The following is a 24,446-nucleotide window of genomic DNA, read 5'->3' on the forward strand; positions in this document are numbered from 1 at the left end:
CGAGCCTCAACGGTAAAGGATCAGCTGTTCCGGCTGGCAACCGTACAGCGCCGCCAGTTTCTCGCGGGTGCGTTTTTGTGGACGTGAATCCGGCGATTCGAGCTGTGAAACCGCCGACTGACTGATGCCGAGTTTTTCCGCCACCTCTTGCTGAGAGAGGCCGCGCCAGATGCGCCAGGCGGCTTGTAAGCTGACCTCTTGTTCGACGGAAATCGCCACCACTTCATGCGGTATCGTTACGTCATCGTCGCTGTCCGGCTCCCAGGGCAATGACGCCAGCGCCTCGTCATCTTCCAGCTGCGCCAGCACAGACAGATAGAGTTCGTAAGGGATGACCGCATACTCGGGTTTGCCCTGTTTATCATGAATAATTTGTGCGTTGAGCATATCTAACCCCCGTTAATTAAGGTAAGTGGTCGTGGTTCTGCGTTTAACTTCCAGAATGAGGCAGATAACCGGAACACCCGCCACACGCTCGTAAATAACCCGATAACTCCCCACCCGCAGTCGATATCGGGGTTTCAGCCCCGCCAGTTTTACAATGTCCAGCCTGGTCTCTTCGGTGGAGAGGGCGGAGACCTTCTTATAAAGCGTGAGTCGGTCGCTTTCCGGTACGGCGCCCAGTTGCTTGTACGCCCGCTTCGTCCATCTAATTTCCATTGCGTTCCCTCACTCTATCCGCTTCCATATTATAAGTAAAATATAAGAGTATAAGTTTTATTCCGAAAAGCATTTTCTTATGCGGCAACGTTAAACGGGGTGAGGGAAGGAGGAAAGCGGCAGAGTAAGGTTTCTCGTGACGTCTCGCAAAACGCCTTCCGAAGAAGGCGTTGCGTTGTGGCGTCAGGCTGTTGTCTCTTCGAGGCGCTGGCGTTTGCGCAGCGACGGAAACAGGCGCATCCAGAGTCCGACTACCACCAGCGTGCCGATGCCGCCGATGGCCGCAGCGGGCACGGTGCCCAGCAGCGCCGCCAGCATGCCGGATTCAAATTCGCCAAGCTGGTTCGAGGTATTGATAAATATTGAGTTAACGGCGTTCACGCGGCCCAGCATCTCGTTGGGGGTATCGAGCTGCACCAGCGCGCCGCGGATAACCATGCTCACCATATCAAACCCGCCTGTCGCAAAGAGCGCGATAAGCGACAGCCACAGGTTGCTGGAGAGCGCGAACACCAGCGTCGCCACGCCAAAGCCCGCCACGGACAAAAACATAATCATCCCGACATGTTTCTCAAGCGACCGGCGGCTCAGCCAGAAGCCCACCAGCAGCGCGCCGACGGCGGGCGCGGCGCGCAGCAGCCCCAGCCCCCACGGGCCGGTATGCAGAATATCGTGGGCGTAAATCGGCAGCAGCGCGGTGGCACCGCCCAGCAGCACCGCAAAGAGATCGAGCGAAATCACGCCCAGCACGTCCGGGCGCTCGCGGATAAACTTCACGCCCGCAAACAGCGTGGCGAGGCTCGCGGGCTGGCGCGCAGGCGGCGTCTGTTCATAGCGCAGGCGGCTGACCATCGCGACAGAAATGAGATACAGCACAGCGGTTAGCGCATACACCACCTGCGCGCCGAAAACATACAGCAGCCCGCCCAGCGCCGGGCCCATGATCATCGCCGCCTGGCTTGATACCGCGCTCGCCGCCGTGGCGCGCGCCAGCAGGGCGGGCGGCACCAGCGCCGGCAGCATCGACTGCAACGACGGCGCCTCCATCACTTTGGCGACGGAAATAATAAAAATCAGCCCGAGGATAATCTTCACGTCGGCAAGGTGCGCCACGGTGGCTGCGGCCAGCGCGACGATGGCGAGCCACTCCACCAGTTGGCCAATCAACACCACCCGGCGGCGATCGCGCTGATCGGCGATATGCCCCGCCCAGAGCGCCAGCGTCACGGACGGAAGAAACTGCACCAGGCCTATCAGACCGAGATAAAACGCGCTGTGGGTGAGGGCGTAAATCTGCCAGCCCACCACGATAGACAACATCTGGAAACCAAAACCGGAGCAGGTCCGCGCCAGCCAGAAGGCGACAAACGAACGGTGCGCCAGCAGCGACGCGCCGCCATCAGAGTGTACAGAAGCCATAAACCATCCCGAACGTATTAAAACGCGGCGTGAAGGAATTGTTATCGCCGCGCGAGAGGTTTAAGCCTACAGGGATTTCGCAAAAAGTGGCATCGCACCCTGTGCGATTTGCTTAGCGGGCGAAGTGTTCCACCTTTTCGAAGGCGGCGCGCAGTAACGCGGGCGACAGCGTCACCGGCAGAGCGTGGATCGATTCCACCGGGCGCAGCGTATGGGCGATAACGCGGTCCAGCTCGGCGGCGTTGTGAATATCCACATCCAGCTCTGCGAGCGTGGTGGGCAGCCTGAAGCGCTGCCAGGCGTCAATGAGCTGCGCGAGAACGTCGTCCTGGCCGAGCAAGGCGCTCTGCACCAGGATGCCGTAGGCCACTTTGGTGCCGTGCAGGTATTTTTCCGTCTGCGGCAGTACGGTCAGACCGTTATGCACCGCATGGGCCGCCGCGACGCGCGTATAGCGCTCGCCAAGCCCGCCGACCATGCCGCCGCCCGCGATGATGGCATCCACCACATCGCGGAAATCCTGCGTGAGCAGGCCACGATGCTGATCGGCGAGCGCCGTTTCGCTCTGCGCCAGCAGCACGTCACGAATGGCGAGCGCGGCATTAAGGCCGAGCCGCACGGTGAGCGGCAGGGTATGAGGCGCAGGCGCCAGCACCGCGGCTTCATACCATTTGGCGAGCGTGTCGCCGATGCCCGCGAGCAGATATTCCGCTGGCGCGCGCAGGATAATGTCCGGCTCCACCAGCACCAGATGGTTGGCGTCGTCGAAAATCTCAAAGTGCAGTGCCTGACCGGCGTCGTTATACCAGACGGAGAGCGGCGTCCAGGCCGCGCAGGTGGCGGCGATAGTGGGAATAGCCACGACCGGCAGGCCAAGGCGTCGGGCCAGCGCTTTGGCGGTATCCAGCAGCGCGCCGCCGCCGACGCCAATCACAACCGCGCGGTCGTCGCCCGCCCGGGCCGCAAGCGCGCTCACATCGCTTTCGCTGCAATGCCCGCGAAACAAAATCTGCGTGGCGCCAGGCGCGTCAATGGCGTCGGTGAGAAAAGGGCGCGCGGCGGCCATCGCCCGCTCGCCATATACCCAGACCGCGCGGGAGAGTTGCGCAGGGGTGTAGAAATCATGCAGGCGCGCCAGTGCGCCAGGGTGGGAGTAGTAGTTTGCCGGGCCGGGAACCACGCGGATGTCGGTATCGCTCATGAAGGGTGTCCTTGTCTTTTTTACCATCCTGCCACAAAAAGCCGTCCGGACGTCCGATTATTGTCGCCCGCGCGCATGCAATTTTTTCACGTTGGCGGCGAAACGCGGCGGCAACCTGAAAAATCCTAATATTACGTCCAGACATCTGGACGGCTAATAATTTTTTGCTTTATCTTATGCCGATTCATTCATTGCCAGCGAATATATCCGCGTGAATGATTGGCTTAACTGATTAATCATTCGTGTGGAGACGTCTCGCTATGTCCCTGAACCAGCGCCTTGAGATGCGCGCGATATCCCTGGCCTTCAGCGGCTTCCCGGCGCTGACGCAGGTGGATTTCATCCTGCGCGCCGGGTCCGTGCATGCGCTTACCGGGGCAAACGGCGCCGGAAAATCGACGCTGATGGCGGTGCTCTCCGGCGCCTGGGATCACTATCAGGGCCAGATCCTGCTGGATGGCGAACCCGCGAACATCCGCTCCCCGCGCGACGCCAAGGCGCTCGGCATTCATCTGGTGCAGCAGGAAGTGGACGCCGCGCTGGTGCCGGGGCTGAGCGTCGCGGAAAACATTATGCTCGACAGCTTGCGCGAGGGCGGGCTGCGCTACCGCTGGGGTGAAACTCGCCGCCGCGCCCGTGCGGCGCTGGCGCAGCTTGATGTCGATATGGACGTCAATCGCCGTATCGACAGTTGCTCGCTTGCCGAAAAACAGCATGTGCTGCTGGCGCGGGCGCTCTCGCATCACTGCCGTTACCTGATTCTCGATGAACCCACCGCGCCGCTCGATCAACATGAAAGCGAACGCCTGTTCGCGGTGGTCAGACGCCTCCAGGCGCAGGGCATGGGCGTGGTGTTTATCTCTCACCGCATTCATGAACTGAAGGCCATCTGCGACACCCTGACGGTGCTGCGCGACGGCAGGCTGATTGAGAGCGGGCCGATGGCCTCGCTCTCCGGCTCGCAGATTGTCGAGAAAATGCTGGGCCACGCGCTCGACACGCTCTACCCGCCGCGCCGCCCGACGCCTGACGATGCGGTGTTGCTGGCGGTAGACGGGTTGCATGACGAGACGCTGCTACAGGACATTTCGCTGCGTCTGCGCAAAGGGGAGATCCTGGGCATCGCCGGGCTCGCCGGCGCCGGAAAAACGGAGCTGTGCAAGGCGCTCTTTGGCGCGAGCAAAAGCACGCTGCGTCAGGGCGAGCTTGCGGGGCGTCCGTGGCGGCCCACCGATCCTGCCGATTCAGTGGCGCGCGGGCTGGCGCTGGTGCCGGAAGAGCGGCGTAAAGAGGGCATTTTTATCGACGAGCCAATTGCCATGAATCTCGCCGCCAGCGCCGACGGCAGCTTTACCCGCTGGGGGGTGTTTGGTCGCCGCGACGCCTGGCGCTGGGCGCAGGAGGTCATTTCGCGTCTCGGCATTCGCGCGAGCGGGCCAGAGCAGCGGCTTCGCAGGCTTTCCGGCGGCAATCAGCAGAAGGTCGCTATCGGCAAATGGCTGCGCGGGAATAACGACGTGCTGATTTTCGATGAGCCGACCAAGGGCGTGGATGTCAAAGCCAAAACCGATCTGTTCAACCTGATTGACGGGCTCGCCCGTCAGGGCAAGGGCATTATTTACGCCTCCGGCGAATTCGCCGAGCTGGTGGGCCTGTGCGACCGCATCTGCGTGCTGTGGGACGGTCGCATCGTCGCGGAGCTCGATGGCCGTGAAGCCAGCGAAGAAACCTTATTACTCTATTCCACCGGAGGAACCCCCGCGTGAGCAAGGCCGCAACCCTGAAGAGCACGCCGTCGGCGCGCCACCAGCTGTTTGAGTTTTTCTATAAGTGGGGGATGCTGCTGACGGTCGTGGCGCTGGTCGCGCTGTTCGGCATCGCCTCGGACAACTTTCTCGATCCCTTCAACATCATCAATATTCTGCGCTCGATCGCCATCGTCACGGTGATCGCCATTGGCGTCTCCATCTCGCTGACCATCGGCGGATTCGATCTCTCGGTAGGCTCGACGGCCTCGCTTGCCAATGCGCTGGTGATCTCGCTGTTCGTCTGGCACGGCTTCGGCACAACGGAGGCGATTGTCATCACGCTTGCGCTCTGCACGCTGGTCGGGCTGTTTAACGCGTTTCTCATCGTCGTGCTGAAAATCCCGGACATGCTCGCCACGCTTGCCAGCCTGTTTGTGATTCAGGGTGTTGCGATGACCTACAGCTACGGCGGCTCGATCACCCAGAACATGGTCTTGCCGAGCGGCGACATGGCGGAGGGCATTATTCCTGACGCATTCAGCCTGCTTGGCCAGGTGCCGGTTATTGTGATTGTGATGCTGGTGGTGACGGTCGTGGCGCAGCTTGGGCTGTCGCTGACCACCCACGGGCGGCGCATGTACGCCATCGGCGGCAACCCGGAGGCGGCGCGCCTCTCCGGCATTCGAATCACGCGCTATAAGGTGGCGGCGTATGTCATCGCCTCGCTGCTGGCGGGCCTTGGCGGCATTCTGCTCGCTTCGCGCATCGGCTCGTCGCAGGTGAACGCGGGCAGCGGTTATCTGATGGACGCCGTTGCGGCGGCGTGGATTGGCTTTTCGCTGGCGGGCTCCGGCAAGCCGAACGCGCTCGGCACATTAGTGGGCGCAGTGATTCTGGGCGTGCTGTCCAACGGCCTGGTGATGCTCTCGGTGCCGTATTACGCGATGGACATTATCAAAGGGCTGGTGCTCGCTGGGGCGCTTGCCATCACTTACATCCAGCGACGTTAATCACAGACAGGGAAATAAACAGAATGAAAAAACTGACGCTCTCTTTACTGGCGCTGGGTCTGCTCTCTTCGCTCCCCGGTTTCGCCGCCACGCCCGCGCCGGTGCCGGACGCCATCGCCAGTCACAACGGGCCGGTACGCATCGCCGTTATCCGCAATCTGGGCTCGGACGACAACACCACGCAGTTTGTGGCGGGCGCGATTCAGGAAGGCAAAAAGCTCGGCTTTAAGGTCAGCACCTTTTTAAGCAACGGCGACGACGCGAAATTCCAGGACTTTGTTAATCAGGCCATCAGCCAGAAATATGACGGCATTATTCTCTCCCAGGGGCGCGATCCGTACTCCACCGAACTGGTGAAACGCATCGTGGACGCGGGTATTAAAGTCTCGGTATTTGATACCGCCGTGAAGGGCGAAATCCCGGGCGTCACCGTCACCCAGCAGGATGACGCGTCGCTCACGCAGCTCTCCGCAGGGCAGCTGGTGAAAGATTTCAACGGCAAGGCGAATATCATCAAGCTGTGGGTCGCGGGCTTCCCGCCGATGGAGCGTCGCCAGGCGGCGTACCAGGAGATCCTGAAGCAAAACCCCGGCATTAAAGAGCTGGAATCGATAGGCGCGGTCTCCTCGGACGTGCAGGGCGATACCGCGAACAAAGTCGGCGCGGTGCTGGCGAAATACCCGAAAGGCCAGATTGACGCCATCTGGGGCACCTGGGACGCTTTCAGCCAGGGCGCTTACAAGGCGCTGAAAGAGAACGGACGCACCGAGATCAAACTCTACAGCATCGATATCTCCAACCAGGATTTGCAGCTGATGCGTGAAGCGGGCAGCCCGTGGAAAGTGAGCGTGGCGGTCGATCCGAAGCTGATTGGCGCGACCAACGTGCGGCTTATCGCCAATAAAATCGCTGGTGAGCCGACGCCGGCCACCTATGATTTTAAAGCCGCGGCGATCCCGCAGGCTTTGCTGGCAAGCCAGACCGGGCCAGTGAACGTGGCGGCGCTCGGTAAAATCATTCCGGGCTGGGGCCAGACGGAGGATTTCGTCGCGCCGTGGTTTGCGACGCTTGAAGCGAAGCACAAATAATGGCGACTGAGTTACCGCGCCCGGACTACAGCCGCAATATGCGGCTGATTGGGCACTCCGATCAGGGCGGTCGCCCGGATGGCGTGCAGGTGATGGTGCACCGGGGCTTTGCGTATATTGGCCATATGGTGTCGCAGGGTTTTTCCATCGTTGACGTGCGCGACCCGAAAAACCCGAAAGCGGCGGGCTACGTGCCTGCGCCGCCCGGCACCTGGAACGTGCATTTACAGGCGCACGATGACCTGCTGCTGGTGATTAACGCCCGCGATCTCTTTGCCGATGCGCGCTTCGCCGATGAAAAAGTCTATTACACCCGTTCGGTCGGCGAGACGGTGCGCGATGTCAACGATAAAGGCTGGAGCGCGGGGCTGCGGGTGTTTGATATCAGCACACCCGATAAACCGCGCGAAATCGGCTTTCTGCCGCTCGATGGCATCGGCATTCACCGTATCTGGTACGTGGGCGGGCGCTGGGCGTATGTCTCGGCGCTTCTCGACGGCTTTACCGATTATATTTTCCTGACTATCGATCTGGCTGACCCGCGCAAACCGGAAGTGGCGGGGCGCTGGTGGCTGCCGGGGATGCATCAGGCGGCGGGGGAAACGCCCGACTGGCCCGAAGGCAAACGCTACGCGCTGCACCATGCGATTATCGCAGGCGATACGGCCTACGGGAGCTGGCGCGACGGCGGGCTGACGATTCTGGATGTGAAAGACCGCAGCGCGCCAACGCTTGTCAGCCACCGCAACTGGAGCCCGCCGTTTGGCGGCGGCACGCATACCGCGCTGCCTCTGCCGGATCGCTCCCTGCTGGTGGTGCTGGATGAAGCCGTGCTGGATAACCAGCAGGATGGTGAAAAGCATATCTGGCTGTTTGATATCCGCGAGCCGTCGAACCCGGTGAGTATCTCGACGTTCCCGCAGCCGGATGAAACGGATTATGTGGCGAAAGGGGCGCACTTCGGGCCGCATAATCTGCACGAGAACCGCCCTGGTAGTTTTGTGAGTTCGACGCTGATTTTTGCCACCTGGCAGAACGCGGGCGTGCGCGCTTACGATATCTCCAACCCGTACCGGCCAGTGGAGACCGGCGCGCTGGTGCCTGCCGCGCCAGAAAAAATGATGGATACGCGCCCCGGACGCCCGCCGGTGATTCAGTCGTGCGATGTGTTTGTAGATGCGCAGGGGATTATTTACAGCACGGATTATAACGGCGGGTTGTCGGTGATTGAGTATCTGGGATAAAGCGACGGCGGGTGCGGACAGGATGATGGCGGGTGCGCTGCGCTTACCCGCCCTACGGAGCGGGGGGGAGATATGATGGCGGGTGCGCTTTGCTTACCCGCCCTACAAAGTCGACGTTGGCCTTCTTCCCTGTAGGGTGGGTAAGCGTAGCGCACCCACCGGGGCCGATTAACCGTACTGCCGCACGCGGGCGATAAACTCGTCGGCGCTCTCAATACGCGGGGCAAGGAGGATCAGCGCCTTGCCAAGCCCGATGGCGTGGCGCAGGCACGACAGCTTCATCTCTTCATCCTGAATGGTGTCGATATCCGCCACGTGAGACAGCCCGACGCTTCGGCGAATAAGCTCCGTACCGGCAAAACCAACGGCATCCGTCCACACCTTTTTCAAAAACTCGCTGGCGTACCCCGGCTGGGCCAGCGCCGCATCGCGGGTTTTCTCGCGCGCCAGCGTCTGGAAACGCTCGGCGAAGGTGTGCCACAGCGTGGCGATATCGATCAGACGCTGTTCGCGCGCGTCGGCGGCTTCACGGATGCCGAGCTGGCCCGGTGCGCCGCAGTAGTTCAGCAGCAGGTTGCCGATGGCCGTACCAACATCAAAGCCCACCGGGCCGAAATACCCGAACTCGGCGTCGATAGCCTTCAGGCTGCCGTCGGCGACAAAAATCGAGCCGCTGTGAATATCGCCGTGCAGCAGCGCTTCGGCATGGGAGAAAAAGCGGTGCTTGAGCGCGGCCACGGCGCACTTCAGCGCGTTGTCGTCGCGCAGCGCGGCGACCTCGGCTTCAAGCTCGGCCGGGTAGTTATTGCGCTCATGAACCTGATACGGATCGTTAAAGAACAGATCTTCGGTGATTTCGCACATTTCCGGATTAATAAAGCGCGCCACTTCGGCTTTTTTTGCATGGGGGTGCAGATAAAAATCGCTGGTATGAAACAGCGTCTGCGCCAGATATTCGCCAAGCTGTTGAGCCGCCTGCGGGTAGTGCGCGCCTTTGATGAGTTCGCCGCGCCAGATGCGGTGATCGGAGAGATCTTCCATCACCATGACGGCAAGCGCCGGATCGTAATGATGAATTTTGACCGTATGCGCCGGGCAGTGCTGATAATGCGCCACCAGCGTCTGGGCTTCGAGGCGCGCGCGATCGAGCGTCAGCGGCCAGGATTCCCCCACGCAGCGCACGTAGGGCAGCGCCTGTTTGACGATAACGCGGCTGGTGCCCTGCGTATCAAAGATTTTAAAAACCAGATTGAGATTGCCGTCGCCGATCTCCTGCGCGCTGACCAGTTCTTCCGGCGCGCTGAGTCCGCCAAATTGTTGCGCATAAGCCACCGCATCGCTGGCCGTAAAGGTTCGGTATTGCGACATTGCTGATATCCTCATTCAATCTGGTTATAAAGCCGTACAGACGTCTATACATCTGGATTTCATCCTGACACAATGGAACACATTAACGCAACAAGGATTTAACGCATGCAGACACTTCAGACGACCAGCCTGCGGGTGGTGGATAATAAGCTCTGGATCCTCGACCAGCAGGCGCTGCCGCAGCAGAAAAACTGGCTGCCCGCCGATAACACAGAAGCGCTGGTGGGACACATTCACGCGCTGCGGGTGCGCGGCGCGCCGTTAATTGGCCTGTCGGCAAGCCTGTTGCTGGCGCTGCTGGCCGAACATGGCATGACGCGCGACGCGCTAGGTCAGGCGCTCGACGTACTGCGTGCGGCACGCCCGACGGCGGTGAACCTGATGAACAATCTCGACCGCATGAAACAGGCGCTCACGCAGCCGGACTTCGCGGCGGCGCTGGGGGCGGAAGCCTTGCGCCTGGTGCAGGAAGATCGCGAGCTGTGCGAGCGCATCGCGCGCGCCGGGAGTGAACTCGTGGCGCCGGGCAGCCGTCTGCTCACCCACTGCAATACCGGCGGACTCGCGACGGCGGGCGTCGGCACGGCGCTGGGCGTGATTGCGCGCGCGCATGAAGAGGGCAAGGTGGCGAACGTCTGGGTGGATGAAACCCGGCCGCTGTTGCAGGGTGGGCGCTTAACCGCCTGGGAGCTTGGCGAGCTTGCCGTGCCGTATCAGCTGATCACCGATTCGATGGCGGCGAGCCTGATGGCGCAGGGGCAGGTGGACGCCGTCTGGGTGGGCGCGGATCGCATCGCGGCCAATGGCGACGTGGCGAATAAAATCGGCACCTATTCGCTTGCCGTACTGGCGAAATTTCACAACGTGCCGTTTTACGTGGCGGCCCCGCAGACCACGCTCGATCCGGCGTGCCCGAACGGCGCGGCGATCCCGATTGAGCAGCGCTCAGCGGCGGAAGTCACCGGCGTGGCGGGCAGTTTCGGCGCGGTACAGTGGGCGCCGGAAGACGCGCGGGTCTATAACCCGGCGTTTGACGTGACCCCGGCCGCGCTGATTAGCGGCTGGGTGCTGGACAGCGGCGTGGTGACGCCGGAGGATGTGGCGAACGGGCGTTTCGCCGGGTAAAAACGGCGTCCGCGCGAGGCGGACGCCGCGTTATTTCACCCAGTCGCGCACCGGCAGGAAATCGCGGTACAGCGCCGCTTCCGGGCTGTTTTCTTCCGGCTGATAGCCATATTCCCAGCGCACCAGCGGCGGCATCGACATCAGTATCGACTCGGTGCGCCCGCCGGTTTGCAGGCCAAACAGCGTGCCGCGGTCCCACACCAGATTAAACTCCACATAGCGGCCGCGACGGTAGAGCTGGAATTCGCGCTCGCGCTCGCCCCAGGGCAGCGCTTTACGGCGCTCCACGATGGGCAAATAAGCCTTGAGATAGCCGTCGCCCACCGCCTGCATAAACGCAAAGCAGGTATCGAAATCGGGCGTGTTGAGATCGTCAAAGAACAGCCCGCCGATGCCGCGCGCTTCCTGGCGATGCTTCAGATAGAAATAATCATCGCACCATTTTTTATAACGCGGGTAGACGTCATCGCCGAAAGGCGCGCAGAGATCCCGCGCGGTGCGGTGCCAGTGCGAGGCGTCCTCTTCAAAGCCATAAAACGGCGTTAAATCAAAGCCGCCGCCAAACCACCAGACCGGATCGGCGCCCGGTTTCTCGGCAATGAAAAAGCGCACGTTGGCGTGGCTTGTCGGCACATACGGGTTGCGCGGATGCACGACCAGCGACACGCCCATCGCCTCAAAGCTGCGGCCTGCCAGTTCCGGGCGGTGCGCGGTGGCGGACGCGGGCATAGCATCGCCATGCACATGGGAGAAGTTCACGCCCGCCTGCTCGAACACCACGCCGTCGCGCAATACGCGGCTACGTCCGCCGCCGCCGCCTTCACGCTGCCAGGCGTCTTCGACGAAATGGTCGCCGTCCACCGCCGCCAGTTGCTGGCAGATGCGGTCTTGTAAATCGAGCAGAAAAGCTTTTACGCGCTGAATATCGGGTGCCATCGTTAGCCTCGTTTCGAGTGGGCTTTGTGGTTATCAAACCAGTTGAAATAGCTGATGACCCCATTGGCGATGGCGGTCGCTATCTTCTGGCGAAAAGCGGCCGTGCCCAGCAGCTTTTCTTCCTGCGGGTTGGTGATAAACGAGGTTTCCACCAGCACGGACGGAATCGACGGCGACTTCAGCACCACGAACGCCGCCTGTTCCGTGTTACGGCTGTGCAGGCGATGAACCGGTTTTATCTGGCGCAGAATATGCGAGCCGAGCGTCAGGCTATTTTTAATGGTGTCGGTCTGCACCAGATCGAACAGCACCTGTTGCAGATAGTGATCTTTATTTTTGACCTTGCTGCCTGCCACGTCGTCGGCGGCGTTTTCACGCTCGGAGAGGTATTTCGCCATGGCGCTACTGGCGCCGCGGTTGGAGAGCGCGAAGACCGACGCGCCCGCGGCGCTGGGGCTGGTAAAGCCGTCGGCGTGAATCGACATAAACAGGTCCGCGCCGTGTTTGTGCGCGATTTCAACGCGATCGTAGAGCGGGATAAAGGTGTCGTTGCTGCGCGTCAGTTTGGCGTTGATGCCGTGGGCGCGCAGAATGGCGCGCACGTTTTTCGCGATGGCGAGCACCACATGCTTTTCTTTCGAGCCGTTATGGCCGATAGCGCCGGTATCGATGCCGCCGTGGCCCGGATCGAGCATCACGAGACGGCGCGCGCCCGCTTTTTTCGCCTTCGGTTTGCTGTGACTGTTACGCGTGCTGAGCGCCGGGCTCTCTTCTTTCGCCAGCGCCTGGTTAATACCGGTCAGTGCGAGCGCGGCAAGGCCTGCGCGCAATAGCTGACGTCGCGAGGTGAGTTTTTTTAAGGGTTTGAAAGTGCTCATGCGTCCTGACTTCTGATTTTACTGTCCTGGAGTGTTATAACCTGGCGTAACGGGGTGAAACGACACCCTGTTGCAACAAAAGTTTTACTATTCATTTCAGGGCGTGATGAGTCGCCAGTATGCCATTTTCAACGAACTTTTGCCGAAGATATTGGCTATTGGCGCCGGTAGCGCCATAATCTCGGTTTTTATGCCATAAAAGACGGGGAATACCATGGAGATACGCGTTTTTCGCCAGGCCGACTTTGAAGAAGTCATTACCCTGTGGGAGCGTTGCGATCTGCTGCGTTCGTGGAACGATCCTGAAATGGATATCGAACGTAAACTCAACCATGACCCGGATCTTTTTCTGGTGGCGGAAGTGAGCGGCGAAATCGTCGGCTCCATCATGGGCGGCTATGATGGTCATCGCGGATCGGCGTATTACCTGGGCGTGCACCCGGAATTTCGCGGGCGCGGCATTGCGAACGCGCTCTTAAACCGCCTGGAGAAGAAGCTCATCGCGCGCGGCTGCCCGAAAATCAATATCCAGATCCGCGAAGAAAACGACGTCGTGCTCGGCATGTACGAGCGGCTTGGCTATGAACATCAGGATGTGATTAGCCTTGGCAAACGGCTCATTGAAGATCAGGAATACTGATAACGGTTCACCCGGTCAGGGCCGGGTGAGCCAGGCGTTTAGCCTTTGGTGATTTTCTTCACGTCGATTTCGACGGAATTCCAGTCTTTATCGACTTCACCTTCGAGACGCACTTTGTCTTTCGGCGTGATGGTCGCGCCGTTCCAGACGTGGTCGTCAATGTCTACGTTGATGCTGCCGCTGGCGTCGCGGAACTCATAGAGCTCTTTGCCCATCTTGCGCACGATGTTGCCTTCCAGCACCACCCACGCGTCGTCGCGCAGGTTCTTCGCTTCGCTGACGGTGGTGCTTGCGGCGTCCGGCCCCTGGAAACCGCCTTTGTTAGTGGCGTTAGCGCTGGCGCTGTTATCCGGGCCAGAGAAGCCGCCTTTCTGCGCCATCACAGGCGTTACGGACAGCGCTGAAGCGGCGATACACAGAGCAATAAGCTGTTTTTTCATTTCCATCTCCTTGGGTTACGTACGACGAAGACCTTTCTTCGTCTGGTGAGACAATACATAATTCTGGACCGAATACCGAAAGAGTCCAGGGTTTATACGTGTATTTACCTTCCGATTACGATAGTCGCGGCTGGCTGAAACCCCCGGCGCTGTTCTGGGCGGTGCTGTTATTACAGGCGCGTACCTGGGGGTTATTTGTGCTGGCGGGCGCGTCGCGCGGGCAGGGCGAGGCGCTACTGGGGCTCTTTTACCCCGACCGTCAAAGCTTCTGGCTGGGTCTTGCTGCGGGCATGCCCGCGATGCTGACGTTTTTATTAAGCGGGCGGCGGCATGACTATCCGCGCCTGTGGCGCGGCGCGCGTTATGTGTTGATGCTGACGCAGGCCGTGATGCTGATAGCGCAGGCCTTGCTGCTCTGGCGCGAGATGCCGGGCGGCATCGCCCTGGCCCTGCTGGCGCTGGATGCCTGGGCGCTGTGGCTGCTGGTCTCGCATCGCCGTCTACGCGCCTGTTTTGAAACGCCGCAGCCCTGAACGGCACTTTTTGCCGTCTTTGCGCTCCAACGAGACATTGTCGACTGAATAAGGAACCGTAATGAAGAAATTGCCTCTGCTGCTGTGTGGAACATCGCTGTTACTGGGCGGGTGCTCGACGCTCTCTAACGTTAACTGGTCAAAGGCGGCGCCGTGGCACTGGTTTGACGGGTGGGGATCGTCGCTGGAAGTGACGGAAAAAGGCGTCGGCGATATCACTGCCGATACGCCGCTTCAGGAAGCGGCGGTGAGCGAGGCGCTGGGCGACGACTATCGCCTGCGCAGCGGCATGCGCGCCAACGGCGGCACCATTGTGCGCTATTTCGAAGCGATGAAAGAGAACCAGCTGGCGCTGGTCATTGACGGTGAAAACGGCACGGTGAGCCGCATCGACGTACTGGATAAAGCGATACCCACCGACAGCGGCGTGGAGATCGGCACCCCGTTTGGCGATCTCTATAAAAAAGCCCAGGGCGCCTGTCAGAAAGCCAGCGCGCCGGATGACGCGGGCGTGGAGTGTAAGGCGCCTGGCAGCGAGCATATTAGCTATGTCTTTAGCGGCGAATGGCGCGGCCCGCAGGAGCTGATGCCGCCGGATGACGCGCTTAAAGGCTGGACGCTGAAAAAGATTATCTGGCGCCGCTGACTCTTGCGTAAACGCAACGCCTGAGCCGTTAAATCGGGTACAATATGCCCGGTTTTGCCACCCCGGTGGCAGCGGTTTATCAGGAGGAGTGATGTCTGTGGTTCAAAGCGGCATTTTGCCGGAGCATTGTCGCGCGGCTATCTGGCTTGAAGCGAGCGTTGATGAAAGCCAGCGCGAGACGCTGCGCGGGGCGAGTAAAATTTTCGCCGATAAAGTAGCGACCTTTCAGGCGCAGTTTCCCGAGGCGAATCTCGGCGTCGTCGTGGCGTTCGGCCATACGTTGTGGCGTTCGCTGACGAATGATGACAGCGCGGCAGAGCTGAAAGACTTTACGCCGCTCGGCAAAGGGCTTGCGCCTGCTACCCAGCACGACGTGCTGATCCACATTCTCTCGCTGCGCCATGATGTGAATTTCTCGGTCGCCCAGGCGGCGCTGGAGGCTTTCGGCGACGCGCTGAACATTGAAGAAGAAACCCACGGTTTTCGCTGGGTGGAAGATCGCGACCTGAGCGGCTTTGTCGACGGCACCGAAAACCCGGCGGGCGAAGAGACGCGCCGCGAGGTGGCGGTGATTCAGGACGGCGTCGACATGGGCGGCAGCTACGTATTTGTGCAGCGCTGGGAGCATAACCTGAAACAGCTCAACCGTATGAGCGTGCCGGATCAGGAGATGATGATCGGGCGCACCAAAGCCGCTAACGAAGAGATTGACGGCGACGCGCGTCCGGTCACGTCACATCTTTCTCGCGTTGATCTGAAAGAGGACGGCAAAGGCCTGAAGATTGTGCGCCAGAGCCTGCCTTACGGTACTGCCAGCGGCGTACATGGCCTCTACTTCTGCGCCTACTGCGCGCGTCTCCATAATATTGAGCAGCAACTGCGGAGCATGTTTGGCGACACTGACGGCAAGCGCGACGCCATGCTGCGCTTCACGCGGCCGGTGACCGGCGGCTACTATTTCGCCCCGTCGTTGACCCGTCTGCTTAACCTCTGATCCCCTTCGCGCGCGGCCTTGCGGGCCGCGCCCTCACGCCCTTCGTCTTATATCCTTTTGCACTTGCAAATCACCAAACGGTATATAAAAGCGGTATAGCTTTCCCACCCGTATAAATACACTGATGGCTCGATCGTTATCACATTTATAAGGTGCAAAATGGCCGTGAAATCAGTGAAAAAAGCATGGGGCGCGCTGGCGATTTCTCTGCTGATGGCAGGTTCCGCGCAGGCGACTGAACTGCTTAACAGCTCTTATGATGTTTCGCGCGAGCTGTTCGCTGCCCTGAACCCGTCGTTTGAACAGCAATGGGCGAAGGATAACAACGGCGATAAGCTGACGATCAAACAGTCTCATGCGGGCTCCTCCAAGCAGGCGCTCGCGATTCTACAGGGCTTAAAAGCAGACGTTGTAACTTATAACCAGGTGACCGACGTTCAGATCCTGCATGACAAAGGCAATCTGATCCCGGCCGACTGGCAGGCGCGTCTGCCGAACAATAGCTCGCCGTTTTACTCCACCATGGCGTTCCTGGTGCGTAAAGGGAACCCGAAAAACATTCACGACTGGAATGACCTGGTGCGCCCGGACGTGAAACTGATTTTCCCGAACCCGAAAACCTCCGGCAACGCGCGTTATACCTATCTGGCGGCCTGGGGCGCGGCGGATAAAGCCGACGGCGGCGACAAAGCCAAAACCCAGCAGTTCATGACCCAGTTCCTGAAAAACGTTGAGGTGTTCGACACCGGCGGTCGCGGCGCAACCACTACGTTTGTGGAGCGCGGCCTCGGCGACGTGCTGATTAGCTTTGAATCGGAAGTGAATAACATCCGTAATCAGTACGCCAAAGAAGGCTATGAAGTGGTCGTGCCGAAGGTGAATATCCTGGCGGAATTCCCGGTGGCGTGGGTCGATAAAAACGTGAAGGCCAACGGCACAGAGAAAGCGGCCAAAGCCTACCTCAACTGGCTCTACAGCCCGCAGGCGCAGCAGATTATCACCAGCTATTACTACCGCGTGAATAACCCGCAGGTGATGGAATCGCTGAAAGACAAATTCCCGCAAACCGAGCTGTTTCGCGTGGAAGACGCGTTCGGCAAATGGCCGGACGTGATGAAAACCCATTTCTCCAGCGGCGGTGAGTTCGACAAGCTGGTGGCGGCGGGGCGTAAGTAATGTTTGCTGTGTCTAAACGCGTGCTGCCGGGGTTTACGTTAAGCCTCGGCACCAGTTTGCTGTTTGTCTGCCTTGTCCTGCTGCTGCCGCTGAGCGCGCTGGTGATGCAGGTGTCCCAGATGAGCTGGGCGCAGTACTGGGACGTGATTTCCAACCCGCAGGTCGTGGCGGCGTACAAAGTGACGCTGCTCTCGGCGGCGGTCGCCTCGCTGTTCAACGGCGCGTTCGGCCTGCTGATGGCCTGGATTTTAACCCGCTACCGTTTTCCGGGCCGCACGCTGCTGGACGCGCTGATGGATCTGCCGTTCGCGCTGCCGACCGCCGTGGCTGGCCTGACGCTCGCCTCGCTGTTTTCGGTGAACGGCTTCTACGGCGAGTGGCTGGCGAAGTTTGATATCAAAGTAACCTATACCTGGCTTGGCATCGCGGTGGCGATGGCGTTTACCAGTATTCCTTTTGTGGTGCGTACCGTTCAGCCGGTGCTTGAAGAGCTGGGCCCGGAGTATGAAGAGGCGGCGGAAACCCTGGGCGCCACGCGCCTGCAAAGCTTTCGCAAAGTGGTGCTGCCGGAGCTTTCTCCGGCGCTGATGGCGGGCGTAGCGCTCTCTTTCACCCGCAGCCTTGGCGAATTTGGCGCGGTGATTTTTATCGCGGGCAATATCGCCTGGAAAACCGAAGTGACCTCGCTGATGATTTTTGTGCGTTTGCAGGAGTTTGACTACCCGGCCGCGAGCGCTATCGCCTCGGTTATCCTTGCCGCGTCGCTGCTGCTGCTGTTTGCGATTAACACGCTGCAAAGCCGGTTTGGACGCAGGGTGGTGGGACACTGATGACAATGATGACGCAGGCGCGCGCAGAGGCGCGCATAAACTGGGGTAAATGGCTGCTTATCGGCATCGGGATGCTGCTGTCGGCATTTATTCTCGTGGTGCCGATGATTTATATCTTCGCCAAAGCCTTTTCCGATGGCCTGATGCCGGTGCTGGAGAATATCGCTAACCCCGATATGCTGCACGCCATCTGGCTGACCGTGTTGATCGCGCTGATTACCGTTCCGGTGAATCTGGTATTCGGCACGCTGCTGGCCTGGCTTGTGACGCGCTTTAACTTCCCTGGTCGCCAGCTGCTGCTGACGCTGCTGGATATTCCTTTTGCCGTCTCGCCTGTGGTGGCGGGGCTGGTCTACCTGCTGTTTTACGGCTCCAACGGCCCGCTTGGCGGCTGGCTGGACGCGCACAACATGCAGATTATGTTTGCCTGGCCCGGTATGGCGCTGGTGACGATATTTGTGACCTGTCCGTTCGTGGTACGCGAGCTGGTGCCGGTGATGTTAAGCCAGGGCAGCCATGAGGATGAGGCGGCGATTTTGCTGGGCGCTTCGGGCTGGCAGATGTTCCGCCGCGTAACGCTGCCAAATATTCGCTGGGCGCTGCTCTACGGCGTGGTGCTGACCAACGCCCGCGCCATCGGCGAGTTCGGCGCGGTGTCGGTGGTGTCCGGCTCTATCCGCGGCGAGACGCTGTCACTGCCGCTGCAGATTGAACTGCTGGAGCAGGACTATAACACCGTCGGCGCGTTTACCGCCGCCGCGCTGCTGACCCTGATGGCGATTCTGACCCTGTTTTTAAAGAGTGCGTTGCAATGGCGCCTGAATAACCAGGAAAAACGCGTGCAACAGGAGGGAAATCATGAGCATTGAGATTGCCAATATTAAGAAATCTTTTGGTCGCACCCAGGTGCTGAATGATATCTCTCTGGATATCCCTTCCGGCCAGATGGTGGCGCTGCTGGGGCCGTCCGGCTCCGGGAAAACCACATTGCTGCGCATTATCGCCGGGCTTGAACACCAGACCAGCGGTCATATTCGCTTCCACGGTACGGACGTGAGCCGCCTGCATGCGCGTGAGCGTAAGGTCGGTTTTGTGTTCCAGCACTACGCGCTGTTTCGCCATATGACGGTATTTGACAATATCGCGTTTGGCCTCACCGTCTTACCGCGTCGCGAACGCCCGAACGCGGCGGCGATCAAACAAAAAGTGACCCAGCTTCTGGAAATGGTACAGCTGGCGCATCTGGCCGACCGCTACCCGGCGCAGCTTTCTGGCGGACAGAAACAGCGCGTGGCGCTGGCGCGCGCGCTGGCCGTAGAACCGCAAATTCTGCTGCTGGATGAACCCTTCGGCGCGCTCGACGCCCAGGTGCGTAAAGAGCTTCGGCGCTGGCTGCGTCAGCTGCATGAAGAACTGAAGTTCACCAGCGTGTTCGTGACGCACGATCAGGAAGAGGCGATGGAAGTGGCCGACCGCGTGGTGGTGATGAGCCAGGGCGATATCGAACAGGCCGATGCGCCGGAGCAGGTGTGGCGTGAGCCGGCAACCCGCTTCGTACTGGAGTTTTTAGGCGAAGTGAATCGCCTGAAGGGCACCGTGCGCGGCGGACAGTTCCACGTCGGCGCGCATCGCTGGCCGCTCGGCTTTACGCCTGCCTATCAGGGGCCGGTGGATCTCTTCTTACGCCCGTGGGAAGTGGACGTGAGCCGCCGTACGAACCTTGATTCGCCGCTGCCGGTGCATGTGCTGGAAGTGAGCCCGAAAGGCCACTATATGCAGCTCGTGGTGCAGCCGCAGGGCTGGTATGACGAACCGCTGACGGTGGTGCTGCGTGAAGATTACGTACCGCAGCGCGGCGAGCGGTTGTTTGTCGGCCTGCAACATGCGCGTATTTACCACGGCAACGAGCGCATCGAGACGCGCGAGAATATTGCTCTGGCGAAGTCTGCCTGATAGCTTATTGAGCAGGTTTATCGCCGGTGGCGCTACGCTTGCCGTGCCGACAGTCATCACTGCATCTTCCAGGCCGGGTAAGCAAAGCGATGCCCGGCTTTTTTATTGAGTAAACATCGTGAATACACTCGAAAATACTATCGGCAACACACCGCTGGTAAAACTCCAGCGCCTGGGGCCGGACAACGGCAGCGAAATCTGGGTCAAACTCGAAGGCAATAACCCGGCAGGCTCCGTCAAGGACAGGGCGGCGCTGGCGATGATTACCCGCGCCGAGGCGCGGGGCGACATCAAACCTGGCGACACGCTGATTGAAGCCACCAGCGGCAATACCGGCATTGCGCTGGCGATGATTGCCGCTGTTAAAGGGTATCGCATGACGCTGCTGATGCCCGATAACATGAGCATGGAGCGCAAGGCGGCCATGCAGGCGTATGGCGCGAAGCTGGTGCTTGTGAGCCGGGAGCAGGGAATGGAAGGCGCGCGCGATCTGGCCGCAGAGATGGCAACGCGCGGCGAAGGTATTATTCTCGATCAGTTCAATAACCCCGATAACCCCTGGGCGCACTACACGACGACCGGCCCTGAGATCTGGCGTCAGACTGAAGGACGCCTCACCCATTTTGTCTCCAGCATGGGCACGACCGGCACGATCACCGGCGTCAGCCGCTTTTTGCGCGAACAGGAAAAATCGGTGACCGTAGTCGGTTTACAGCCGGAAGAGGGCAGCAGTATTCCGGGTATCCGCCGCTGGCCCGCAGAATATCTGCCGGGTATTTTTGACGCCTCGCTGGTGGACGACGTGCTGGATATTCATCATCGCGATGCGGAAAACACGATGCGCGATCTGGCGCGTAAAGAAGGTATTTTCTGCGGCGTCAGCTCCGGCGGCGCGGTATGCGGCGCGCTGCGCGTGGCGCACGAGAATCCGGGCGCTGTCGTGGTGGCGATTATCTGCGACAGGGGCGACCGTTATCTTTCCACAGGCGTCTTTAGCGAGGAGATCTACAGCCAGGGCGCGGGCATTTAACGCAATCACGGCGGGCGTGCGCCCGCCGGTTCAGATTTCACGCGGAATTTCAGCCGCCGCGTCTTCAAATAGCTTGTCCAGACTCGATAGCGACAGGTAGCGTTTCACCGGTTTACTCACTTTATGCAACGCCTTACCGGGCGTGGCGGGCATCGCGTACAGGCGCACCTCGTCAGGTTTGTGCTCGTAAATGAGCAGCCCGTCCACCTTATAACCGTCTTTATCTTCAAACGCCGCGAGCTTTTGCTGCATTTGATGACGTGCGGCGCGATCGCCGTTTACGGCAAGGCGCAGCGTGTCGACCGACAGGCCAGGCGGCAGGCGATACAGATAGAGCATTTCAACCTGATCGCTCTCTTCGCATAAAAAGCAGGACGCTCGACCGGGCACGGTCGGCGCTTTACGAAGCGCTGCGGTGAGCGCCTGGCCGTCGTTCAGCGGCGGGGCGGAGATATCGATAAAGGCCAGCACATAAGGGCCGGGCGAGCCCGCGTAAAGCGGCGCTGTCGGCAGCAGCAGGGCGAAAAACAGGCAGAGGAAACGCCAGTGGCGCATGGTCTGGAGTCCTTGGTCAGCGTTCAGATAAAAAAATGGCGCCTTGCGGCGCCATTTTTGTACACGAGTCAGTCTTATTTCTTGATACGGATGACCGGCGTTTCACCGACGGTCACGCTACCAGAAAGCTTGGTCAGCTCTTTGATTTCGTCCATATTAGAAATGACAACCGGCGTCAGCGTGGATTTTGCTTTCTCTTCCAGCAGCGGCAGATCGAATTCGATAACCGGATCGCCTTTCTTCACGCGCTGGCCTTCTTCAGCGATGCGTTTGAAGCCTTCGCCTTTCAGCTCAACGGTATCAATACCGAAGTGAACGAACAGTTCGATGCCGCTGTCCGATTCGATAGAGAAAGCGTGGTTAGTTTCGAAAATCTTACCGATGGTGCCATCAACCGGCGCAACCATTTTGTTACCGGTCGGTTTGATAGCGATGCCATCACCAACGATTTTCTCTGCGAACACTACATCCGGCACATCTTCGATGTTAACGATTTCACCAGACAGTGGAGCAACGATCTCAATGGTTCCGGTGTCACTATTGCCTTTATCACCGAACAGTTTACTAAATAACCCCATTAGCCTTCTCTCCTAAGCAGTAATTTGGGCCGCATCTCGTGGATTAGCAGATTGTTTTTTCTTCAATGAACTTGTTAACCAGCGTCATTAACTCGTCCGTTGTCGGTTGAGCAAGAGCCTGCTCTGCTAAAACCTTCGCATCTTCGAAGTTCGTGTTACGGATAATCTTCTTAATGCGCGGGATAGAAATGGCACTCATACTGAATTCATCCAGACCCATCCCCAGCAACAGAAGTGTAGCACGTTCGTCGCCAGCAAGCTCACCACACATGCCGGTCCACTTACCTTCAGCATGAGATGCATCAATAACTTGCTTGATGAGGGTCAGGACTGATGGCGACATCGGCTGGTAAAGATGCGATATCATATCATTACCGCGGTCAACCGCCAGGGTGTACTGCGTCAGATCGTTGGTACCAATACTGAAGAAATCGACTTCTTTGGCGAGGTGGCGCGCGATAGTCGCGGCCGCCGGCGTTTCCACCATTACGCCGATTTCAATCGTTTCGTCGAAAGCTTTGCCTTCGTCACGCAGTTCTTGTTTGAAAACGTCGATCTCTTTTTTCAGCGCGCGCACTTCTTCAACCGAAATAATCATCGGGAACATGATGCGCAGTTTGCCGAACGCGGAGGCGCGCAGGATCGCACGTACCTGATCGCGCAGGATCTCTTTACGATCCATTGCGATACGAATCGCACGCCAGCCAAGGAACGGGTTTTCTTCTTTCGGGAAGTTCATGTACGGCAGCTCTTTATCGCCGCCGATGTCCATGGTACGCACGATAACCGCCTGCGAGCCACACGCTTCAGCCACGGCTTTATACGCCTGGAACTGCTCTTCTTCCGTCGGGAGGGAGTCGCGATCCATGAACAGGAATTCGGTACGGTAGAGACCTACGCCTTCAGCGCCGTTACGCTCGGCGCCCGCCACATCGCGCACGGTGCCGATGTTCGCGCAGACTTCAACCTGGTGGCCGTCAAGGGTGATGGCCGGCAGATCTTTGAGCTTCGCAAGCTCTGCTTTTTCTTCGGCGACCTGAGTCTGAATCGCGCGCAGCGATTCGATCTCGTCGTTCGTCGGGTTAACGTAGACTTTATTGTTAACCGCATCGAGGATCAGGTAGTCGTCGTTTTTCACCTGAGCGGTGACGCTGCCGGTGCCCACAATCGCTGGCAGCTCAAGAGAGCGCGCCATGATAGAGGTGTGGGAGGTACGGCCGCCCAGATCGGTAATAAAGCCCAGCACCTTTTTCAGGTTCAGCTGTGCGGTTTCCGACGGGGTCAAATCCGCTGCCACCAGAATAACTTCATCCTGAATGGAGCTTAAATCAATAATGGCCAGGCCCAGAATGTTGCGCAGCAGACGTTTACCGATGTCGCGCACGTCAGCGGCGCGTTCTTTCAGGTATTCATCGTCCAGCTCTTCCAGGGCGGTCGCCTGACCTTCGATAACCTCATGCGCTGCCGCGTCGGCAGTGATGTGCTTATCCTTAATCAGGGCTATGATTTCCTGCTCCAGCTCTTCATCTTCCAGCAACATGATGTGGCCTTCGAAGATAGCTTCCTTTTCTTCACCGAAAGTTTCGCCGGCCTTGATCTTAATTGCTTCCAGCTGAGCGGAGGCTTTGGCGCGACCACTCAGGAAACGTTCAACTTCCTGATCAACCTTATCGGCAGAAATTTTTTTCCGGTCGATGACAATTTCATCTTCTTTCAGCAGCAATGCTTTGCCGAAAGCGATACCCGGAGACGCTAAAATGCCTGAAATCATAACCCTACCTTACTTGTGACTGATTTTAATAAGAACCCGGAACTTACTCGAGTTCAGCCATCAGTTTTACCAGATGCTCTACTGCTTTCTGCTCATCTTCGCCTTCCGCGGAGATGGTCACAACGGTGCCCTGAGTCAGGCCCAGAGTCTGCAGTTTAAACAGGCTTTTTGCGCTGGCGCTTTTGCCGTTGGAAGTCACAGTGATCTCGGAGGTGAAGCCTTTGGCTTCTTTTACAAACTGAGCAGCAGGGCGGGTATGCAGACCGTTCGGAGCGGTAATAGTCACTTCTTGCTGGAACATTGTATTTCCCCAACTTATAGGTTTAGTGTTGTGGAACTAAAGTCTAGCCTGGCGGCGGGACTTTAGCCTGTATAGTTAGCGCCGGCGTAACGGAACGCAGCATGGATGCCTGAATCACGAAAAACGCATGGCATCGTGTTCCATGCGGCTCGCGTTTCGCTCGTCATTAATCATTATGACGCGAACGAAGTAGCATGACCAAATCGTTAAATCGATTCAGCACACATCAATTCGCCTCGGGATTAATTTCACGCATCGAAATAATTGCTGGTTAAATACCAGACCCGGTCGATCCAGGCAATGCCATACAAGGCAAAAGTTT

General features: G+C 59.1%; 26 protein-coding genes. 14 read left to right on the forward strand and 12 right to left on the reverse strand.

Annotated features, from left to right (window positions below):
• Positions 1-6: 6 nt before the first annotated feature.
• The 4 genes from AB8W27_RS05750 to AB8W27_RS05765 form a co-directional block, all read right to left on the reverse strand.
• A complete protein-coding gene (locus tag AB8W27_RS05750) occupies positions 7-387 on the reverse strand; it encodes a helix-turn-helix domain-containing protein (RefSeq protein WP_015742036.1) in 381 nt (126 codons plus the stop codon).
• A gap of 12 nt (positions 388-399) precedes the next feature.
• Complete coding sequence (locus AB8W27_RS05755) at positions 400-660, reverse strand: type II toxin-antitoxin system RelE/ParE family toxin (protein ID WP_015742035.1); 261 nt, start codon at positions 658-660, stop codon at positions 400-402.
• 183 nt (positions 661-843) lie between these two features.
• Complete coding sequence (locus AB8W27_RS05760; RefSeq protein ID WP_041923799.1) at positions 844-2,079, reverse strand: MFS transporter; 1,236 nt, start codon at positions 2,077-2,079, stop codon at positions 844-846.
• A gap of 112 nt (positions 2,080-2,191) precedes the next feature.
• Positions 2,192-3,280, reverse strand: coding sequence for an oxidoreductase (locus tag AB8W27_RS05765; RefSeq protein WP_015742033.1), 1,089 nt, complete (start codon positions 3,278-3,280; stop codon positions 2,192-2,194).
• A gap of 260 nt (positions 3,281-3,540) precedes the next feature.
• On the opposite strand from AB8W27_RS05765, the gene AB8W27_RS05770 reads away from it, so the two are divergent.
• The 4 genes from AB8W27_RS05770 to AB8W27_RS05785 are packed head-to-tail and all read left to right on the forward strand — an operon-like array spanning position 3,541 to position 8,370.
• Positions 3,541-5,046, forward strand: a complete 1,506-nt coding sequence (locus tag AB8W27_RS05770; protein WP_041923798.1) for a sugar ABC transporter ATP-binding protein — start codon at positions 3,541-3,543, stop codon at positions 5,044-5,046.
• The gene (locus tag AB8W27_RS05775) at positions 5,043-6,038 is read left to right on the forward strand and encodes an ABC transporter permease (RefSeq protein WP_041923797.1); all 996 of its coding nucleotides are present in this window, start codon (positions 5,043-5,045) and stop codon (positions 6,036-6,038) included. Before AB8W27_RS05770 ends, AB8W27_RS05775 begins: the two co-directional genes overlap by 4 nt.
• Positions 6,039-6,061: 23 nt before the next feature.
• The gene (locus tag AB8W27_RS05780) at positions 6,062-7,126 is read left to right on the forward strand and encodes a sugar ABC transporter substrate-binding protein (RefSeq protein WP_041923796.1); all 1,065 of its coding nucleotides are present in this window, start codon (positions 6,062-6,064) and stop codon (positions 7,124-7,126) included.
• Positions 7,126-8,370 carry an LVIVD repeat-containing protein gene (locus tag AB8W27_RS05785; RefSeq protein ID WP_015742029.1) on the forward strand — a complete coding sequence of 415 codons (1,245 nt, stop codon included), beginning with the start codon at positions 7,126-7,128 and terminating at the stop codon, positions 8,368-8,370. Before AB8W27_RS05780 ends, AB8W27_RS05785 begins: the two co-directional genes overlap by 1 nt.
• 168 nt (positions 8,371-8,538) lie before the next feature.
• On the opposite strand, the gene mtnK is transcribed toward AB8W27_RS05785, so the two are convergent.
• Complete coding sequence (gene mtnK, locus AB8W27_RS05790; protein ID WP_015742028.1) at positions 8,539-9,738, reverse strand: S-methyl-5-thioribose kinase; 1,200 nt, start codon at positions 9,736-9,738, stop codon at positions 8,539-8,541.
• A gap of 105 nt (positions 9,739-9,843) precedes the next feature.
• Here mtnK and mtnA point away from each other — a divergent pair, with 105 nt between their 5' ends.
• Positions 9,844-10,863 carry an S-methyl-5-thioribose-1-phosphate isomerase gene (mtnA, locus tag AB8W27_RS05795; protein WP_282913984.1) on the forward strand — a complete coding sequence of 340 codons (1,020 nt, stop codon included), beginning with the start codon at positions 9,844-9,846 and terminating at the stop codon, positions 10,861-10,863.
• A 30-nt stretch (positions 10,864-10,893) separates the two neighbouring features.
• Here mtnA and hemF read toward each other — a convergent pair whose 3' ends face one another.
• Both hemF and amiA read right to left on the reverse strand, forming a co-directional pair.
• Positions 10,894-11,799: an oxygen-dependent coproporphyrinogen oxidase gene (gene hemF / locus AB8W27_RS05800; RefSeq protein ID WP_015742025.1), complete on the reverse strand. Its 906-nt coding sequence runs from the start codon at positions 11,797-11,799 to the stop codon at positions 10,894-10,896.
• A gap of 2 nt (positions 11,800-11,801) precedes the next feature.
• The gene (amiA, locus tag AB8W27_RS05805; RefSeq protein WP_015742024.1) at positions 11,802-12,677 is read right to left on the reverse strand and encodes an N-acetylmuramoyl-L-alanine amidase AmiA; all 876 of its coding nucleotides are present in this window, start codon (positions 12,675-12,677) and stop codon (positions 11,802-11,804) included.
• A 214-nt stretch (positions 12,678-12,891) separates the two neighbouring features.
• Between amiA and AB8W27_RS05810 the strand changes: the two genes are divergently transcribed.
• The gene (locus AB8W27_RS05810; protein WP_004388568.1) at positions 12,892-13,317 is read left to right on the forward strand and encodes a GNAT family acetyltransferase; all 426 of its coding nucleotides are present in this window, start codon (positions 12,892-12,894) and stop codon (positions 13,315-13,317) included.
• Between the two features lie 38 nt (positions 13,318-13,355).
• Here AB8W27_RS05810 and AB8W27_RS05815 read toward each other — a convergent pair whose 3' ends face one another.
• Positions 13,356-13,757, reverse strand: coding sequence for a YgiW/YdeI family stress tolerance OB fold protein (locus AB8W27_RS05815; protein ID WP_007763011.1), 402 nt, complete (start codon positions 13,755-13,757; stop codon positions 13,356-13,358).
• A gap of 98 nt (positions 13,758-13,855) precedes the next feature.
• On the opposite strand from AB8W27_RS05815, the gene AB8W27_RS05820 reads away from it, so the two are divergent.
• The 8 genes from AB8W27_RS05820 to cysM all read left to right on the forward strand — a co-directional run bounded on the left by AB8W27_RS05820 (position 13,856) and on the right by cysM (position 20,919).
• Entirely contained in the window at positions 13,856-14,290 is a 435-nt protein-coding gene (locus AB8W27_RS05820; protein WP_015742022.1) for a DUF2919 domain-containing protein, read from the forward strand.
• A 61-nt stretch (positions 14,291-14,351) separates the two neighbouring features.
• Positions 14,352-14,936: an RpoE-regulated lipoprotein gene (locus tag AB8W27_RS05825; RefSeq protein WP_015742021.1), complete on the forward strand. Its 585-nt coding sequence runs from the start codon at positions 14,352-14,354 to the stop codon at positions 14,934-14,936.
• A 91-nt stretch (positions 14,937-15,027) separates the two neighbouring features.
• Positions 15,028-15,930, forward strand: coding sequence for a Dyp-type peroxidase (locus AB8W27_RS05830; protein ID WP_041923795.1), 903 nt, complete (start codon positions 15,028-15,030; stop codon positions 15,928-15,930).
• A gap of 159 nt (positions 15,931-16,089) precedes the next feature.
• Positions 16,090-17,106, forward strand: coding sequence for a sulfate ABC transporter substrate-binding protein (locus AB8W27_RS05835; protein ID WP_041923794.1), 1,017 nt, complete (start codon positions 16,090-16,092; stop codon positions 17,104-17,106).
• Positions 17,106-17,936, forward strand: coding sequence for a sulfate/thiosulfate ABC transporter permease CysT (gene cysT, locus AB8W27_RS05840; protein WP_041923793.1), 831 nt, complete (start codon positions 17,106-17,108; stop codon positions 17,934-17,936). Before AB8W27_RS05835 ends, cysT begins: the two co-directional genes overlap by 1 nt.
• Positions 17,936-18,805, forward strand: coding sequence for a sulfate/thiosulfate ABC transporter permease CysW (cysW, locus tag AB8W27_RS05845; RefSeq protein WP_041923792.1), 870 nt, complete (start codon positions 17,936-17,938; stop codon positions 18,803-18,805). Before cysT ends, cysW begins: the two co-directional genes overlap by 1 nt.
• Positions 18,795-19,889: a sulfate/thiosulfate ABC transporter ATP-binding protein CysA gene (gene cysA, locus AB8W27_RS05850; RefSeq protein WP_015742016.1), complete on the forward strand. Its 1,095-nt coding sequence runs from the start codon at positions 18,795-18,797 to the stop codon at positions 19,887-19,889. Before cysW ends, cysA begins: the two co-directional genes overlap by 11 nt.
• A 118-nt stretch (positions 19,890-20,007) precedes the next feature.
• Positions 20,008-20,919 (forward strand): cysteine synthase CysM, encoded by a 912-nt coding sequence (cysM, locus tag AB8W27_RS05855; protein WP_015742015.1) that lies wholly within the window; start codon positions 20,008-20,010, stop codon positions 20,917-20,919.
• A 30-nt stretch (positions 20,920-20,949) separates the two neighbouring features.
• Here the strand turns inward: cysM and AB8W27_RS05860 are convergent, their stop codons facing one another.
• From AB8W27_RS05860 to ptsH, 4 genes are all read right to left on the reverse strand, one after another.
• Complete coding sequence (locus AB8W27_RS05860; protein ID WP_015742014.1) at positions 20,950-21,474, reverse strand: hypothetical protein; 525 nt, start codon at positions 21,472-21,474, stop codon at positions 20,950-20,952.
• A 74-nt stretch (positions 21,475-21,548) separates the two neighbouring features.
• Positions 21,549-22,052: a PTS glucose transporter subunit IIA gene (crr, locus tag AB8W27_RS05865; protein WP_004385842.1), complete on the reverse strand. Its 504-nt coding sequence runs from the start codon at positions 22,050-22,052 to the stop codon at positions 21,549-21,551.
• A gap of 43 nt (positions 22,053-22,095) precedes the next feature.
• Complete coding sequence (ptsI, locus tag AB8W27_RS05870; RefSeq protein WP_015742013.1) at positions 22,096-23,823, reverse strand: phosphoenolpyruvate-protein phosphotransferase PtsI; 1,728 nt, start codon at positions 23,821-23,823, stop codon at positions 22,096-22,098.
• A gap of 43 nt (positions 23,824-23,866) precedes the next feature.
• Positions 23,867-24,124, reverse strand: a complete 258-nt coding sequence (gene ptsH / locus AB8W27_RS05875) for a phosphocarrier protein Hpr (protein WP_000487600.1) — start codon at positions 24,122-24,124, stop codon at positions 23,867-23,869.
• Positions 24,125-24,446 lie beyond the last annotated feature (322 nt).

This window comes from Cronobacter turicensis (genome assembly GCF_041222865.1).
GTDB lineage: Bacteria > Pseudomonadota > Gammaproteobacteria > Enterobacterales > Enterobacteriaceae > Cronobacter > Cronobacter turicensis.